14 protein-coding genes and 1 pseudogene are annotated in these 13,562 nt (G+C 33.5%); 5 read left to right on the top strand and 10 right to left on the bottom strand.

What is annotated here, in order from left to right:
* Positions 1–55: 55 nt before the first annotated feature.
* The 4 genes and pseudogenes from OPR57_RS01970 to OPR57_RS01955 form a co-directional block, all read right to left on the bottom strand.
* Positions 56–902, bottom strand: a pseudogene (locus tag OPR57_RS01970) (IS982 family transposase).
* Positions 903–1,172: 270 nt separating this feature from the next.
* The gene (locus tag OPR57_RS01965; protein WP_007549999.1) at positions 1,173–1,547 is read right to left on the bottom strand and encodes a helix-turn-helix domain-containing protein; all 375 of its coding nucleotides are present in this window, start codon (positions 1,545–1,547) and stop codon (positions 1,173–1,175) included.
* A 22-nt stretch (positions 1,548–1,569) separates the two neighbouring features.
* Positions 1,570–1,899 carry a helix-turn-helix domain-containing protein gene (locus OPR57_RS01960; protein ID WP_265037041.1) on the bottom strand — a complete coding sequence of 110 codons (330 nt, stop codon included), beginning with the start codon at positions 1,897–1,899 and terminating at the stop codon, positions 1,570–1,572.
* Between the two features lie 43 nt (positions 1,900–1,942).
* Complete coding sequence (locus OPR57_RS01955) at positions 1,943–2,887, bottom strand: hypothetical protein (RefSeq protein WP_265037039.1); 945 nt, start codon at positions 2,885–2,887, stop codon at positions 1,943–1,945.
* 177 nt (positions 2,888–3,064) lie between these two features.
* Between OPR57_RS01955 and OPR57_RS01950 the strand changes: the two genes are divergently transcribed.
* Positions 3,065–4,147 carry a hypothetical protein gene (locus OPR57_RS01950; RefSeq protein WP_265037037.1) on the top strand — a complete coding sequence of 361 codons (1,083 nt, stop codon included), beginning with the start codon at positions 3,065–3,067 and terminating at the stop codon, positions 4,145–4,147.
* Positions 4,148–4,327: 180 nt separating this feature from the next.
* On the opposite strand, the gene OPR57_RS01945 is transcribed toward OPR57_RS01950, so the two are convergent.
* From OPR57_RS01945 to OPR57_RS01935, 3 genes are all read right to left on the bottom strand, one after another.
* A complete protein-coding gene (locus OPR57_RS01945; RefSeq protein ID WP_265037035.1) occupies positions 4,328–4,690 on the bottom strand; it encodes a helix-turn-helix domain-containing protein in 363 nt (120 codons plus the stop codon).
* Position 4,691: 1 nt separating this feature from the next.
* Entirely contained in the window at positions 4,692–5,027 is a 336-nt protein-coding gene (locus tag OPR57_RS01940) for a helix-turn-helix domain-containing protein (protein ID WP_264375456.1), read from the bottom strand.
* A gap of 103 nt (positions 5,028–5,130) precedes the next feature.
* Positions 5,131–5,790 carry a JAB domain-containing protein gene (locus OPR57_RS01935; RefSeq protein ID WP_236514289.1) on the bottom strand — a complete coding sequence of 220 codons (660 nt, stop codon included), beginning with the start codon at positions 5,788–5,790 and terminating at the stop codon, positions 5,131–5,133.
* A gap of 329 nt (positions 5,791–6,119) precedes the next feature.
* Here OPR57_RS01935 and OPR57_RS01930 point away from each other — a divergent pair, with 329 nt between their 5' ends.
* From OPR57_RS01930 to OPR57_RS01915, 4 genes are all read left to right on the top strand, one after another.
* Complete coding sequence (locus OPR57_RS01930; protein WP_265037031.1) at positions 6,120–6,959, top strand: polysaccharide deacetylase family protein; 840 nt, start codon at positions 6,120–6,122, stop codon at positions 6,957–6,959.
* Positions 6,914–8,488 (top strand): penicillin-binding transpeptidase domain-containing protein, encoded by a 1,575-nt coding sequence (locus OPR57_RS01925; RefSeq protein WP_265037030.1) that lies wholly within the window; start codon positions 6,914–6,916, stop codon positions 8,486–8,488. The genes OPR57_RS01930 and OPR57_RS01925 overlap by 46 nt, the downstream gene beginning before the upstream one ends.
* Positions 8,489–8,978: 490 nt before the next feature.
* Positions 8,979–9,149 (top strand): hypothetical protein, encoded by a 171-nt coding sequence (locus tag OPR57_RS01920; protein ID WP_265037029.1) that lies wholly within the window; start codon positions 8,979–8,981, stop codon positions 9,147–9,149.
* Positions 9,150–9,646: 497 nt separating this feature from the next.
* On the top strand, positions 9,647–11,143 hold the full coding sequence (locus OPR57_RS01915) for a proton-conducting transporter transmembrane domain-containing protein (RefSeq protein WP_265037028.1): 1,497 nt from the start codon (positions 9,647–9,649) through the stop codon (positions 11,141–11,143).
* Between the two features lie 6 nt (positions 11,144–11,149).
* Here the strand turns inward: OPR57_RS01915 and OPR57_RS01910 are convergent, their stop codons facing one another.
* From OPR57_RS01910 to OPR57_RS01900, 3 genes are all read right to left on the bottom strand, one after another.
* Positions 11,150–11,809, bottom strand: coding sequence for a conjugal transfer protein TraJ (locus OPR57_RS01910; RefSeq protein ID WP_265037026.1), 660 nt, complete (start codon positions 11,807–11,809; stop codon positions 11,150–11,152).
* 58 nt (positions 11,810–11,867) lie between these two features.
* The gene (locus OPR57_RS01905) at positions 11,868–12,662 is read right to left on the bottom strand and encodes a hypothetical protein (protein ID WP_265037024.1); all 795 of its coding nucleotides are present in this window, start codon (positions 12,660–12,662) and stop codon (positions 11,868–11,870) included.
* Positions 12,663–12,735: 73 nt separating this feature from the next.
* Positions 12,736–13,557 carry a DNA polymerase III subunit delta' gene (locus tag OPR57_RS01900; protein WP_265037022.1) on the bottom strand — a complete coding sequence of 274 codons (822 nt, stop codon included), beginning with the start codon at positions 13,555–13,557 and terminating at the stop codon, positions 12,736–12,738.
* Positions 13,558–13,562 lie beyond the last annotated feature (5 nt).

Raw genomic sequence — 13,562 nt, 5'->3', positions numbered from 1 at the left:
TGCTAATAAACCCTCACTAAAACTGCCGAAAAGACTTTATAATCCCAGTTATGGATTAACCAACACAGTAAGGCTTAGAAATAGAAGGCTTTTTCGACTGCATGGAATATGAAATTAATGTTGAAAAAATATGTACCAAAAAATTTATTGGTGATCTGTGGCGTGTATGCTCAAGCTCCAATTTATTTTTCAAACAACCAAAGACTGTCTCAATAATCGACCTTTTTCTCAATAAAATCTTCTCTTTAAGTGAAATTAGTACGTTTTTCATACCTTTTTTTACTTTAGTAACAAGCTTTAAACCTCTATCGAAGAGTTTCTCAAAGAGCTCTTTCTTTATATAGCCTTTATCTCCAAATAAAAGTCCAGTCTGTCTTTTAGTTATAGTTGGCACAGGCTTTCTGTCATCAACGTTGCCTTTGGTTAGAGTAAGTGATTGAATTTCTCCAATTTCATTAATCACCAAGTGCAATTTAAAGCCAAAAAACCAACCATACGTGCTCTTACCAATTTCTGCTAAACCATCAAAACCTAGAGATCCTTTTCTTGTGACAAACGGCAATTGTAGAAGTGTCGATATAAAAAGTACCTGTCATTTTCGCTTGTTCGCAGAACCATTGAAGAAGTAATACTAAATACCGTAAAACTCTCGGCTTTAAGGCAATAAATCTTTGATATGAAGGCATCTTTGAAAACTCTGATCTATAGAGTAACTCAAGATAACAAAGATAAAAAGCCTTGAAATTTTTACATGGCGATTGGTGGTATAACAGGATTATGGTTAGTATTTCTGAGTGCGCTATTTCTGGTACTCTGGTTGGTTTTTTGCCATGTGATAAGAACTTATTTGCAAAATTTTCATCTACTGCAAGACAAAAATCCTCGACGCAGCAGTAAAATATCTTTCTTCATGGGTAACCTCTTAAATTATTGCTAAAATACTTGAGTTTACCCTATTTCCCTCTTTATTAATTCTACTTTTATCTTTTTTCTAATCCATAACTGAGGTTTATAAGTTAATATTCTAAATCTCAATATTTTATGGTGCAGGTTTTTATTTTTAAAACATTATACTTTGTGTAGGGTATAACTACACGCATCAAAGTGAAAGAAAAGCAAAATGATGAAGAAAATGAAAGTGTAAGTTTTCTTCAACGACTCAAGAAGAGAATTTATGCTTTAAAGCCTGTATTAGCAAGAGCCTTAATCACTAAATGAACAATGTCACGAAGAGTTTCATCCTCAATTTTTCTATATTCCCTCACTAGCCTTGATATTTCTTCGCTGCCTACATCGCTATGGAAGGCCTTATCATGTAAGTCTTCAGAGGCTTTGGTAAAAAAATACGACATATCAACCGATAGTACTTCTGCTAATTTATATAACCTATCAACTACAAGCCTAATCTCTCCGCTTTCATATCCTTGTACATGCTGAAATGAAATTTCAAGCTTTTTTCCTAAGTCTCTTTGACTAAAACCACACATTAGCCTTCTTTTCCTTATTCTTTCACCTATTTGTTTATCGATAGGATGTTGTATAGTCATTTTACGTATCAGGTAATATTAACTATGTATTATCACTTTGAGAAAAAGATTTTACCAATATATAAACTGCACTACGTAACCTTTTGCTCTTAATTTCGTTATATCCTTTGACTAACTTTAGTATTTCTTCATCATAAGCTTCATGTGAGTCAGTGTGCATATTAGTAAAAAAGTTAGCAACATCTATCGATAGTGCTTTTGCTAAATCATATAATCTACTAGCCAAAACACAATTTGAACCATTTTCGTACTTTTGTATCTGTCTATACGAAACACCTATTCTCTTTCCCAATTCGGTCTGTGTCAAAGCACGATCTAACCTAAGTTGTTTTATTTTTTTACCTAATTGCACTTTTCACCTTTTATTCAAATTTACAACAAATTTTATGAAAAAGCTAGCAAAGTAATTGCTTTAATAATTTCTGCCTCTCGCTAATTAAATCGTTTGGCCTTACGTATTTTTTCTCAATTTCCCTCATCTCTTTTTCTCGTTCTGCAATGCTATTTCGTATTACTTCAGGCGAATATCTGCTTTTGCCACTTGCAAACTCTGATCTTAATCTTCTAACCTTATATTCGAGCTCAGCAAATCTTTCATGCTGCTCAAGAAGCTCTATCATGTGTTTGATTTCAGAATTTAGCTTTTTTTCCTCAACATCTCTCACAATAAAAGAAAGCAGAAGCTTATCTATTTGGTAATCAATATTTGGTTGAGTAGCAAATAGATTGATCATAGCTTTTACATCAGTAGGATTTGCAACTAATAAGCTAAAATTACTACATAAAAAACTATAGAACTTTATCGTCTTCACAAGATAATTTTTCATATCTTGTGATAATTGCAATTCTTTGTGAATTCCTGACAGCAATATTTTCAATTCTTCCAAGTATTCTACATCAAAATTACCTACTTCTGTAGGTAAAAGGATCATTAGCAGCTTTTTTACAAGCTCAACATCATTTGATTTTACTGGATTATAAAGAGCTTTATCTTTATCTTCTTTTAAATCATAAAGCTCTGACGAGTTATCTATGCTGAATAGATATTCAGTATTTCCCTGAGGAGAGTAGATTAAAATGTCCACTTCTCTTAGCGGGTGGTCATCATTAAACTTTTCTAGTAACTGCTTATCTGTGGTTTCCTCTATTGCTACAGCAGCTTTACTGATCTTTTTCAGTTCAGAAACATTATCTCTTGAATTTTCAAGTATGTCTTTAGCCTTGTCTAGCAGCTGCTCATATAGAATTATTTTTTCTTCATTATCAAGTAGCTGACAATGCTTCTTCAACTTTTCAGTGGAGTAAGACAAGAGATCCATTTCTTTCAGTTTTACAATCACAATACCCAACTTTGATTGAAATTGAAATAATTTTTACAAGATGTGTTTTTCTAGTGTAAATGCCCGTAAAACTTGTTATTATAACATACAGTAAATTAATAAGTCGTACAATATTAACAATTAAATAATATTTATCACAATATGATCGAATAGTAATGAAATTAAGTGAGGGTTACAATGAAAAAAATAAATGGTAAAAAATTGCCTAGTAAAATGTTAAAAGCGGTAGAGCGAATAGCAAAAGAAGGGTTATTACCTAATTTTATAAAAGCTGCTCCAACAGCGAATAAAAAGATTAGTAAATTACCTGTCTTAACATATCCTGAGGAGCTCAATCCATTTCGATCAGCTTTATGCAGGACAAGACTAAGTGAGTATGAAAATATGAAACTAAATGAATTCCTGGAAAAAGCTATTGCAGCTAAAAATATAAACGAGTTAAGTAAAGTTATCGATGAAGCTTTGGACTTAGGAATAAGAATAAATGCTGCCAATGAAGATGGCTTTGGCTTCGCTAACGTTACAATGTTTAAGATGTATCGTGATGAATTCAAAGGGAATAAACAAGAGGATATAATCAGGAAGTTAGCATTAAATGGAGCAGATTTTAATGTACAAGTTGATAAGAAAATAACTGAAATTCATCAAAAGGTGCAAAAAGAAATTGAGCCACAAATATATAGTAGGCTCACAAAACTCAGGGAAGTTGGAGAGAACGCTACTATAGAAGGAACTGTTGAAAATGTAGAAATCGATAATAAGACCTTCTATATGGAATTTTTACATAGCTGCATAGTTGATGTTGCCAAAGTTGTAGAAGGTGCAAAAAATTTGGGCTTAAGTAAAGGAGACTTAAACCTTGGTGGCAATATTATAAAAATAGGTGATGGTGAAGTTGAAGTCAAAACTGGGAAAGGCGGTGAAAGAGACTACGTGGATATATCTGATAACAGTGCTTTTGCAGTCACATTTTATACTAGCCTAGGAGAGCTAAATTTAATGGTATATCATGACACAGCAGACTATAATCAAGTACAAATTGAGGTAGAAGATGAAGAAATGTGGAACGAGTTGCAAGAAATAGGAGAAATCGTAGGAAAGGGTTGTTTATTTGGTGGAATGTCTGTTAAAGAAGCAGTAGAAAAAGGCAGTTTTACTAGATGTGGAAGGTGGGGCGACCAAAATTCTAAAAGTAGTGAGACCTTTTCTTGGGTGAATAAATTAAAAGACAACAAAACGACATCCGTAGGACGTTCTTGATTGGAGACAAGTGGCTATGTTTCACATAGCTACTTGTATATCAGAAATAAATGGTTAACTATTACAAAGTAAAGTGGTTTTTAAAACTTAATCCAATTTACCATAAATAATTTACTTTAATTAGTATTGCTTGTAGAAGTGTTTTATATTATAAAAAATACCTGAACTTTAAAATTTGTACTATTTGTTAGCAAGAGCCTTTATCACTGAATGCACAATATCACGCAATGTTTCATCTTTAATTTTTCTATATTCTCTTACTAATCTTGATATTTCTTCGCTGCCCACATCGCTACGGAAGGCCTTATCATGCAAGTCTTCAGAGGCTTTGGTAAAAAAATATGACATATCAACAGACAAAGCTTCTGCCAAATTATACAATCTATCAACTACAAGCCTTACCTCTCCAGTTTCATATCCTTGTATATGCTGAAATGAAATTCCAAGCTTTTTTCCTAAGTCCCTTTGGCTAAAACCACATATTAGCCTTCTTTTCCTTATTCTTTCACCTATTTGCTTATCGATAGGATGTTGTATGGTCATTTTACGTATCAGATAATATACTTTGAGAAAAAGATTTTACCAATATATAAACTACACTACGTAACCTTTTGCTCTTAATTTCATTGTATCCTTTGACTAATTTTAATATCTCCTCATCATAAGCTTCATGTGAGTCGTCATGCACATCAGTAAAAAAATCAGCCACATTAATCGATAGAGCTTTTGCTAAGTCGTATAGTCTACTAGCCAAAATGTGGTTTGAACCATTTTCGTACCTTTGTATCTGCCTATATGAAACACCTATTTTTTTTCCTAACTCAGTTTGTGTTAAACCACAGTATAACCTAAGTTCCTTTATTTTTTTGCCTAATTCCACTTTTTATTACTAATTTTAGCTGTTCAAGCTTATATTGAATTTTTTAATTTATGAAGTGGAAAAAAAGAAGGAAAGCTAGAGAACTTTCCTTTCAGTCTACAGATTACAATAAACCACTGTCATAAAAACTAAAATGGCTCTTCTGTGTTACGATTATATGATCTATTAATTTCATTCCTACATTTTCACAGGTTGCAGCTAATGTAAGTGTGTTATCTTCATCCTCTTTAGATGGCTCTATATCTCCACTTGGATGATTATGTGAAATTGCAACAGATGATGCGTCAATCAGTAATCCCTGTTTTATTATTTCCCTCACATATAGAGGCACTCTATCTATAGTTCCACAGTCTTGAACATACTCATATATTAAATGACCACTTCGATCTAAGTATACCACTCGTAAGCTTTCCTTTCTTGACTGTCCTATTGCTGCTTTAAAGTATTTTAGTAGCTCTTCTCTATTATCAAGAATCGACAGCTTTTTTAACTTACCTTTCAATATCCTATCGAAAATCTCTTTCAGGCAAAAGATATTTGCTATTGCTCCATCGTTCATTCCTGTAACATTTTTTAGCTCGTGAAGATCAGCATTAATTACCCTTCCTAAACTACTAAAGAGCTCCATTAGCTTTTTGGCAACTTCTCTTCCTTCTGTGTATGCAGATAGATTACGTTCCAGTAGCTCATGGTCAAGCAAAGACCTACCTCTGCTTGATAGAATACGAGTTTCTAATTTCTCTTTTCTCTCACTATTATTCATAAAAACCTCCAAGATCAACATTATATACAAATTCAACGCCAGCTTTCTGACGCAGTAGTTCTCGAGGAATAACCCTCTTGAACTCTAAATTTGCAATGTTGTCCTTGTTGCTTTAAAAGCTGGAATACCATTTGCCATGTGGATTTGCGCATTGACATTTACTGTGCTAATTCCCTGAAGCGCAACGGTGTTTATATTTGCAATCATAATATATTATATAAAATTGTTAATATAATATATTAAAGAAGCGATGAAGTAAAGGCTACAGCAATTAAAGATGGCTTAACTTAGCAAAAAAGTGTAGTATTCTATCACTTTGCTGATTACAAATGTTTATAAGGATAATCACTTTTTTCTTACTATATTCAAGTACGGCTTTTTGTAGTGATTGTAATTTTAATTTACCATACTGTGGGCTCAGTTGTAATCTGGATCTATCATATAGAAATTTAAGTAATATAAAAAAATTGTTGAATAACGACGATAAGTTTGTTGCGCTTACGTTTGATGATGGACCGTCTAACAATAGAGTAAACGATATTATTAATGTTCTGGAAAGCTATGAAGCAAAAGCAACATTTTTTGTGCTTGGTGAACGTATAAATGAAAAAACGTCTGAAATAGTAAAGAAAATTCATGAATCAGGTCATGAGTTAGGCAATCACTCTTGGTCGCATAGGAAGTTGACATCACTTTCAAGTGAGGAACAATTGCAAGAATTGGAAAAGACAAATACAGCAATTAAAAATGCAATAAAACAAGATGTAAAATGGTTTCGTCCGCCATATGGATGTTATGACGATAATCTGATTGAAAATGCTGATCAATTAAATATGTATTCAATATTATGGACAGTTGATTCGCTAGATTGGCAAGGTGATAAACCAGAAGCTTTAGTTGAAAGAGTTTTAAGTAATGTACATAATGGAGCAGTTATACTGTTTCATGATCACAATAACAGGTCAAACACAATTGAAGCTTTACCTCATATTATTAAAATACTAAAAAAATCAGGTTATAAGTTTGTGACCTTAAGTGAGTGGGAAAAAAGGGTTTGTAATACGGTAAAAGCCAGAAGTGTAACAATAAAAGAGGGGAAAAAAGTGCGTTTTGAAGGAATGTTATGTGGACAAAAAATAAAGTCTTTAACCGCAGAGCATTCATATTAGGTGGTATTCAGCTTACCATTTCCGCGGTTTTTAGTTGCAGGTTATATAATTTACAAATACGAAACAGACAAAAGTACGAAGCACTATCTAATAGTAATAGAATAAGAGTCGCTACTATTATGCCTAAGCGGGGCAAGATTTTAGATAGGAATAGCATTGAACTTGCGATAAACAAAATTTCGTATGTTGTTTTGTTTGATGGTTCTGGTAAGGAAGTTGATTTGCAGACATTATCAGAAGTCGAGTCTAAAATAGCAAAATCGTCAGAAAAAATAACTGCTCTTTATAAACGTTATTACCCGTTTGGTTCAATGTGTTCTCATGTAATCGGATATACAAAAAGACAGCAAGGTATAAGCGAAGTAGGAATCAGCGGTATTGAATATACATATGATCATATATTGAAAGGCAAGTCAGGAAAATCTGAGCAGGAAATAAATTCTAAAAAACGCGTCATAAAAGAATTATCAAGCATACCACAACAAGACGGACAAGATGTACAACTGACAATTGATATTAATCTGCAAGAGAAAACCGCAGAGGTATTTAAAGACCACCAAGGCTCCGCAGTGGTAATTGATGTAAATAATGGAGAAATTTTAGCACTATATAATTCACCTTCTTACGATAATAATCTTTTTGCTAGCAGGCTATTAAATGAGACTTGGGAGAGCTTGAATGCTCCTTCATTGCCGCTTGTGAATCGCGCGTTATCATATCAGATTCCACCTGGTTCAATATTTAAAATAATGGTTGCGCTTGCAGGTTTAAAGGACGGAATAATCACACCAGAAGAGAAATTCTCGTGTAAGGGCTATATGAAAATAGGTGAGCGGAAATTTCGCTGCTTGAAAAGCAAAGTCCATGGATATGTATCTTTAAATGAAGCAATGGCATTATCATGCAACACTTACTTTTATAATATAGGGAAAAAAATAAGTGTAGACTCTCTGGTGGAAATGGCCAGAAAATTTGGTATTGGAAGTGGGCCACTGATTGGAACGTTTAAAGAAGAAGCTCCAGGGTTGTTGCCAGATAGAGATTGGCGTACACGAAAGCTATATTTGCAGTGGTATTTAGGTGACACTATCAACTTAGTTATAGGACAAGGGTATATGCTTACAACACCACTACAGCTTGCAGTTCTTGCAGCAAGGATTGCAACAGGAAAAGAGGTAATTCCCCGCATTAAGATGAATGAAACAATACAAGATTTTCCCGATATTGATGTGGATTGTGAGCATCTTAGCATAGTTCGAAAAGCTATGTTTGATGTGGTGAATTCTAAAACTGGAACCTATAAGAAAGGGCTAAGCGGTATACAAATTGCCGGCAAAACCGGTACACCAGAAATAAACTCTAAGGGCGAAAGTCATAAGTTATTTATCGCCTATGGCCCTTACCATAACCCGCGCTATGCAATCTCTGTGTTTATAGAACACGGCAAAGCCCCACGCCAAGATGTTGCTATAGCTAATGAAATATTTCAGTATATGCTTGAAACTATGAGTATTAAACTTCTTGCATAACCATATAACATTGGGAATAGAAACGAAAAAACTTACTTGACACCCTTCGCCAGCCCCCTTATCATGAAATTGAAGCTATTGTATTTGCTTTCGCCAATCTGCAGATTAAAAGGTAAGGATTACTTAATGTATCGGCTTCTTATGTTCAATTTTTTGCAGTATATAGATACTGTATGTCTTTACAAAACTTCATCTACATCTAGATTTTTATCTAAATAAGCTGAACGCGCTTATAAAGCGTTACAAGACATCAAAAAATGCCAATACTCGACAGAGATAGTAAAAGACTAGCTAACTCGGGGATTCTTTGTCTTTTTTTCTGCTTAGTAAACTTCTTAAACATTTGCAGCGTAAGTTAGTTGCAATTAAAAGCAGCTGAATTTCGCTTGTCAAGCGTTTAAAACATAAAAAATGCCAATATTTTAAAGCGGATAATAATCCCAGGGCTTCTTTTGCCTTTTTTTTCCATTTGGTAAATTTATTAACATTTATGGCTAAACGACAACCGTCATCCCGCTACTTGTTAGCGGGATCTAGAGATACCGCGAATGAATCGCGGTATGACGTAGGACTGCTGTCATTCCAGTGCTCCTTTTTTGTCATCCCAGTGCGTGACACTGGGATCTATTTTGTATGTAACTCCAATTGTGTTTTGGCATAAAACGCGACGCGTATTAGACTTATTTGCAAGCAAAGCTTGCTAGATCCCAGTGTCAAGCACTGGGATGACACCATTCTTTCTTCTGGATTCCAGTGTCAAGCACTGGAATGACACCATAGGGGCACTGACGTCATAAAGGAACCAGTGTCAGCTACTTGAATGACATCATCATAAAGTAAAATGAGATCCCAGTGTCAAGCACTGGGATGACATCATAGGGACACTGGGATCCAGCCTTGCCGTAATCTCATCAAGAACGTTGTGTTTTAACATAAAACGGCTACTTTTATGCTTACCAACTTAATAAAATTCCTGGATCCCAGTGTCAAGCACTGGGATGACACCCTGACAATCGTCATCCCGCTACTTGTTAGCGGGATCTAGAGATACCGCGGCGGTATAGCTATAGCATGCACAAATAACTAATTTACCAAAAAAACATAGCAGTTTTTTTATGATTTGAGTATAATTCTAGCTTCACCTAAACAGAAAATTTAATGGACTATATCTTAATGTATCTTTCCTTACCATTTTCAATTACTGAGAATTATTTATTAATTACTGCATTGATTCCACTTTTGAGTGGGTTAGCTATTTTTTTTACTGGTAAATGGCCCAGAGTGAACAATAGTATTACTGTCACTTCTTCTGTACTTCTGTTTACGTATACGTGTCTGTGCACTTTATATTGGGTATATGGTGATCATTCTCAATTTATTCTCATGGATTTTGGTAATAATTTGCATATTAGTTTAAAGCTAGAATCTACTGGAGTAGTATTCAGTTTATTAATATCATTTTTATGGATACTAACCAGTATATATGCAATATGTTATATGCAGAATAACTATGCTGATGGCAATCACTCAAGTTTTCTATGCTTTTTTTCAATATCGATTAGCTGTGCAATGTTTATTGCTTTTTCTGGAGACTTGCTCACTACATTTGTCTTTTATGAGCTTCTAACTATTAGTACATACCCTCTGGTTACTTACAACTCAAAAAATGAATCAATGATTGCAGGACGCTATTACTTTGGCGTGCTATTTTTCTCTTCTTTGGTATTATTTTTTCCTGCAATAGGCCTTTTATATAATGAATTTCATACTTTAGACTTTGTAAGTGGTGGGATATTCAAATTTGATACTTCACTCAGCACTTTTATTGCGGTGTGTTTTGCTATGCTGATTTACGGAATAGGAAAAGCTGCATTAATGCCAATGCACTTTTGGTTACCAAAAGCAATGGTTGCACCAACTCCTGTAAGCGCACTACTGCATGCTGTTGCTGTTGTGAAATCCGGAGTTTTCATCATCATAAAAGTTATATTATACACTTTCGGCGTCGATAACATGCAACGTTTTGCGCAGCAAAGTTGGTTTGCTGGCGGGTGGCTTCCGTACGCTGCTGGATTTACTATTATTACTGCATCATTGATTGCACTAAAGCAAAAAGAATTAAAGAAATTGCTTGCTTACTCTACCATCTCTCAATTGTCGTATATTATATTATTTGCTTCAATTTTTAGTGAGCTCAGCATGAGGGTTGCAATTTTTCAATTAGTTTGCCACGCATTTGCAAAAATCACTTTGTTTTTCGTTGCCGGAGCAATAATAACGAGAGCAGGTGAGAAATATATAGATAAGATTTACGGTATAGGACGCAGTATGCCAATTAGCATGACAGCATTTGCTATCGGTGCATTGTCTATGATAGGGGTGCCACCTGCTCCGACTTTTTGGGGTAAATTTCTCATTTTTCGAGCTGTTTTCAACTCTGGCAATGTAATACTTTCTGTGTTTGTAACTCTAGTGTTAATTGTTAGTACTATACTCAACGCTCTGTACTTTTTACCGATAATTTACAACGCCTTTTTCTTAAAACCTTCTCAGAATTACTTTATTAAAAAAACGCCAATTCTTCTAGTTTTACCTCCAGTTATTACTGCTACATGCACTTTAGTTATTTTTTTTAGCTACCAAATAATGTTTTAAATGTGATCATCTGTATTTATAACCATTAACAATAAATTTAAATGGTATTATACCAGCCAGAGTTGCTTTTATATTCGACAAAGTGAAGCTAATCTCCACAGTATCCTCCTTATTTTGCTCGGTTGCAAAAACTACAGTAGCATTTCCAGCAAATGTAACTAAGTCCTTGGTCGATCGATCAATAGATAATGTTATTACATTTATGTTGGCAATTTTTCTTTTAGATAAAGACAAATTACCAGCTTCATTATTCGTTTTTTCCTGAAAACCTTGATAGATTTTATGTATAGAATTGTTTCTTATAAAATTTTCTTGGTACTTCGGTTCAACGATCTTAATGGACTCGTATATTTCAATGTATTTACTTACTAAGTACCTCGCTGTGGAAGTGTATTCATCTTCCTTTTTACTGAAACTAAGCTTATGCATTGCAGAGAACTCATCTTCTGTGTGGTTCATATACTTCACAAAATTTAAATCTTTTTTAACAGGAAATAACAGGTATATGTTTAATGTTAATAAACATAAACATACTAGGAGAAGCGATACTATTAATGCCATCCAAGATCTTTCTGCTACACAAAACAGATACCTATGGCAGTACCATTCGACTGCTTTACTGAAATAACTTTTGTTTTTTACTGATTCAAGCAACTTATCTTCCATAACACAATGCTACCAAATCCAATTATAATAACAACAAGATTAGATACTCTAAAAAACTTTAAAATATGTCTAAATTTTCCAAAATAGGATGAATGATTATATCACCTTGTTCCGCAATAAGGTAGAATTTGTCGATTTTGCTCACATCTATATTTATCGTTTTTATACTGAAATTTTCAGGATTGTAAATATTACTTTCAGCACTTTTGTGATAATTATAATAATGTAATTTATTTTGATCATCAAAATAACCAAATTCATCAGCGAGGGTTCCCACTTTGCTACCTTTACCATCTTTGACTAGCCTAAATAGATCAATTGCATGGTTTTGAGATCCAGGCTCAATAGGACCTTCTGCAGCAAAAAACTTAGGTGCATGACCAACATATTCCTTAAATTTTAGATTATGAGTCTTTTTTACACTACCAAAATCCACAAACTTATATTCATCTGAAACGCCAGAATATTGTGGATCATACTTTTTATATTCAAAAAACTCATTACCTAAAAAATTACAAAACGTTAATTTATAATTATCATGATCGGATTTAACGACTTTAAGGTAATGAAAATCTCTAGGAATCTTTACTTCCTCTTCCGTAATATGATTACGTACAACAAGCTCATCATTGAGCATATGATAGCCAATTTTTGGCAAAGTAGCTATATTGATTGTCTTATTTAGCTTAAAATTTGCTTCATAAATGCCGCTTAACAACTCCTTTCCTTTTTCTAGGGTTACGTCTTGATCTGAAGCTATATTCTTAATTAAGCTTAATTTTTTCTGCATGTTCAATATGGCTTTCGTCAAAACTTCTATTGATTGCCATACAGTTAATTTATTATCAGTCAAATTATATACTTCGAGTATTAAATTAACAGAATTTTATCATGAATTTATGTTAAAAGTATTATACTTTGTAAACTTATGTCATGATATTAACTACATTAGCTAAAACATGCTTTTTATCTAAGTGGAGTTGCTTTGCGGCAACGAAAAGTTCATCTATTTTTTTCCACTGACTTAGCAGAATTTCAACACCATTTACCTCTCTCTTTATGCTTTCTAAAATGAAGGCCTGAATTATATATGATGCTAGTTCTAGTTCGATTTCGCTATTAATTACTTTATTAATCATATTGGGATTCTTTAAATCATGAAGAAATTTATAAAAGCATTTGTATGCTTCATAAGCATCACTACTTATTGCATTTATTATCATTCCTGGCATTCCAGGAAATAAAGTGATCATTTCATCAAACGTTTGATCATCAAACTTACATTGAGATGAAGCAACTTGCTTTGTTTCATCATAAGTTAATGGGAGTAAATTCAACTGAAAGCACCTACACAAGATAGTGGTTTGTATATCATATGGCTTATGGCTAATTATAAATATCTTAGAATTTTTTGGCGGCTCTTCTAATATTTTCAATATTGCGTTTTTAGCGTTATTAGTCATTGCCTCTAAGCTATCTATTATAGCTATTTTGTGTTCTGATAGAATGGGACTTAAATGTAGAAAGTTTTTCATTTCTCTGACTTTTTCTATTCCGATAGTATCACCTTCAACAATGTGTAAGTCCAATGCTACTTCATTATAGTTTTTTATGAGTAACCAATAGGAGAAGGATTTTGCAAGTGTTGCTTTTCCTATACCTTTTTTACCACAGATCAGCCAAGACTGAACAGATAAGTTGTTCATTAATTTTTTTTTGGCCTGGTTGTGACCTATTACTTTTTTCATTTTTT

It is taken from the genome of Wolbachia endosymbiont (group A) of Anomoia purmunda (assembly GCF_947251545.1).
In the GTDB taxonomy this organism is placed as follows: domain Bacteria; phylum Pseudomonadota; class Alphaproteobacteria; order Rickettsiales; family Anaplasmataceae; genus Wolbachia.
This window is presented reverse-complemented; position numbering and strand designations above follow the sequence as displayed.

Bases quoted from the DNA above. Each gene is read 5' to 3' on its own strand.
- OPR57_RS01965 (WP_007549999.1), bottom strand. From the start codon at position 1,547: ATGACTATACAACATCCTATCGATAAACAAATAGGTGAAAGAATAAGG.
- OPR57_RS01950 (WP_265037037.1), top strand. From the start codon at position 3,065: ATGAAAAAAATAAATGGTAAAAAATTGCCTAGTAAAATGTTAAAAGCG.
- OPR57_RS01945 (WP_265037035.1), bottom strand. From the start codon at position 4,690: ATGACCATACAACATCCTATCGATAAGCAAATAGGTGAAAGAATAAGG.
- OPR57_RS01935 (WP_236514289.1), bottom strand. From the start codon at position 5,790: ATGAATAATAGTGAGAGAAAAGAGAAATTAGAAACTCGTATTCTATCA.
- OPR57_RS01930 (WP_265037031.1), top strand. From the start codon at position 6,120: ATGTTTATAAGGATAATCACTTTTTTCTTACTATATTCAAGTACGGCT.
- OPR57_RS01925 (WP_265037030.1), top strand. From the start codon at position 6,914: ATGTGGACAAAAAATAAAGTCTTTAACCGCAGAGCATTCATATTAGGT.
- OPR57_RS01920 (WP_265037029.1), top strand. From the start codon at position 8,979: ATGGCTAAACGACAACCGTCATCCCGCTACTTGTTAGCGGGATCTAGA.
- OPR57_RS01915 (WP_265037028.1), top strand. From the start codon at position 9,647: ATGGACTATATCTTAATGTATCTTTCCTTACCATTTTCAATTACTGAG.
- OPR57_RS01910 (WP_265037026.1), bottom strand. From the start codon at position 11,809: ATGGAAGATAAGTTGCTTGAATCAGTAAAAAACAAAAGTTATTTCAGT.
- OPR57_RS01900 (WP_265037022.1), bottom strand. From the start codon at position 13,557: ATGAAAAAAGTAATAGGTCACAACCAGGCCAAAAAAAAATTAATGAAC.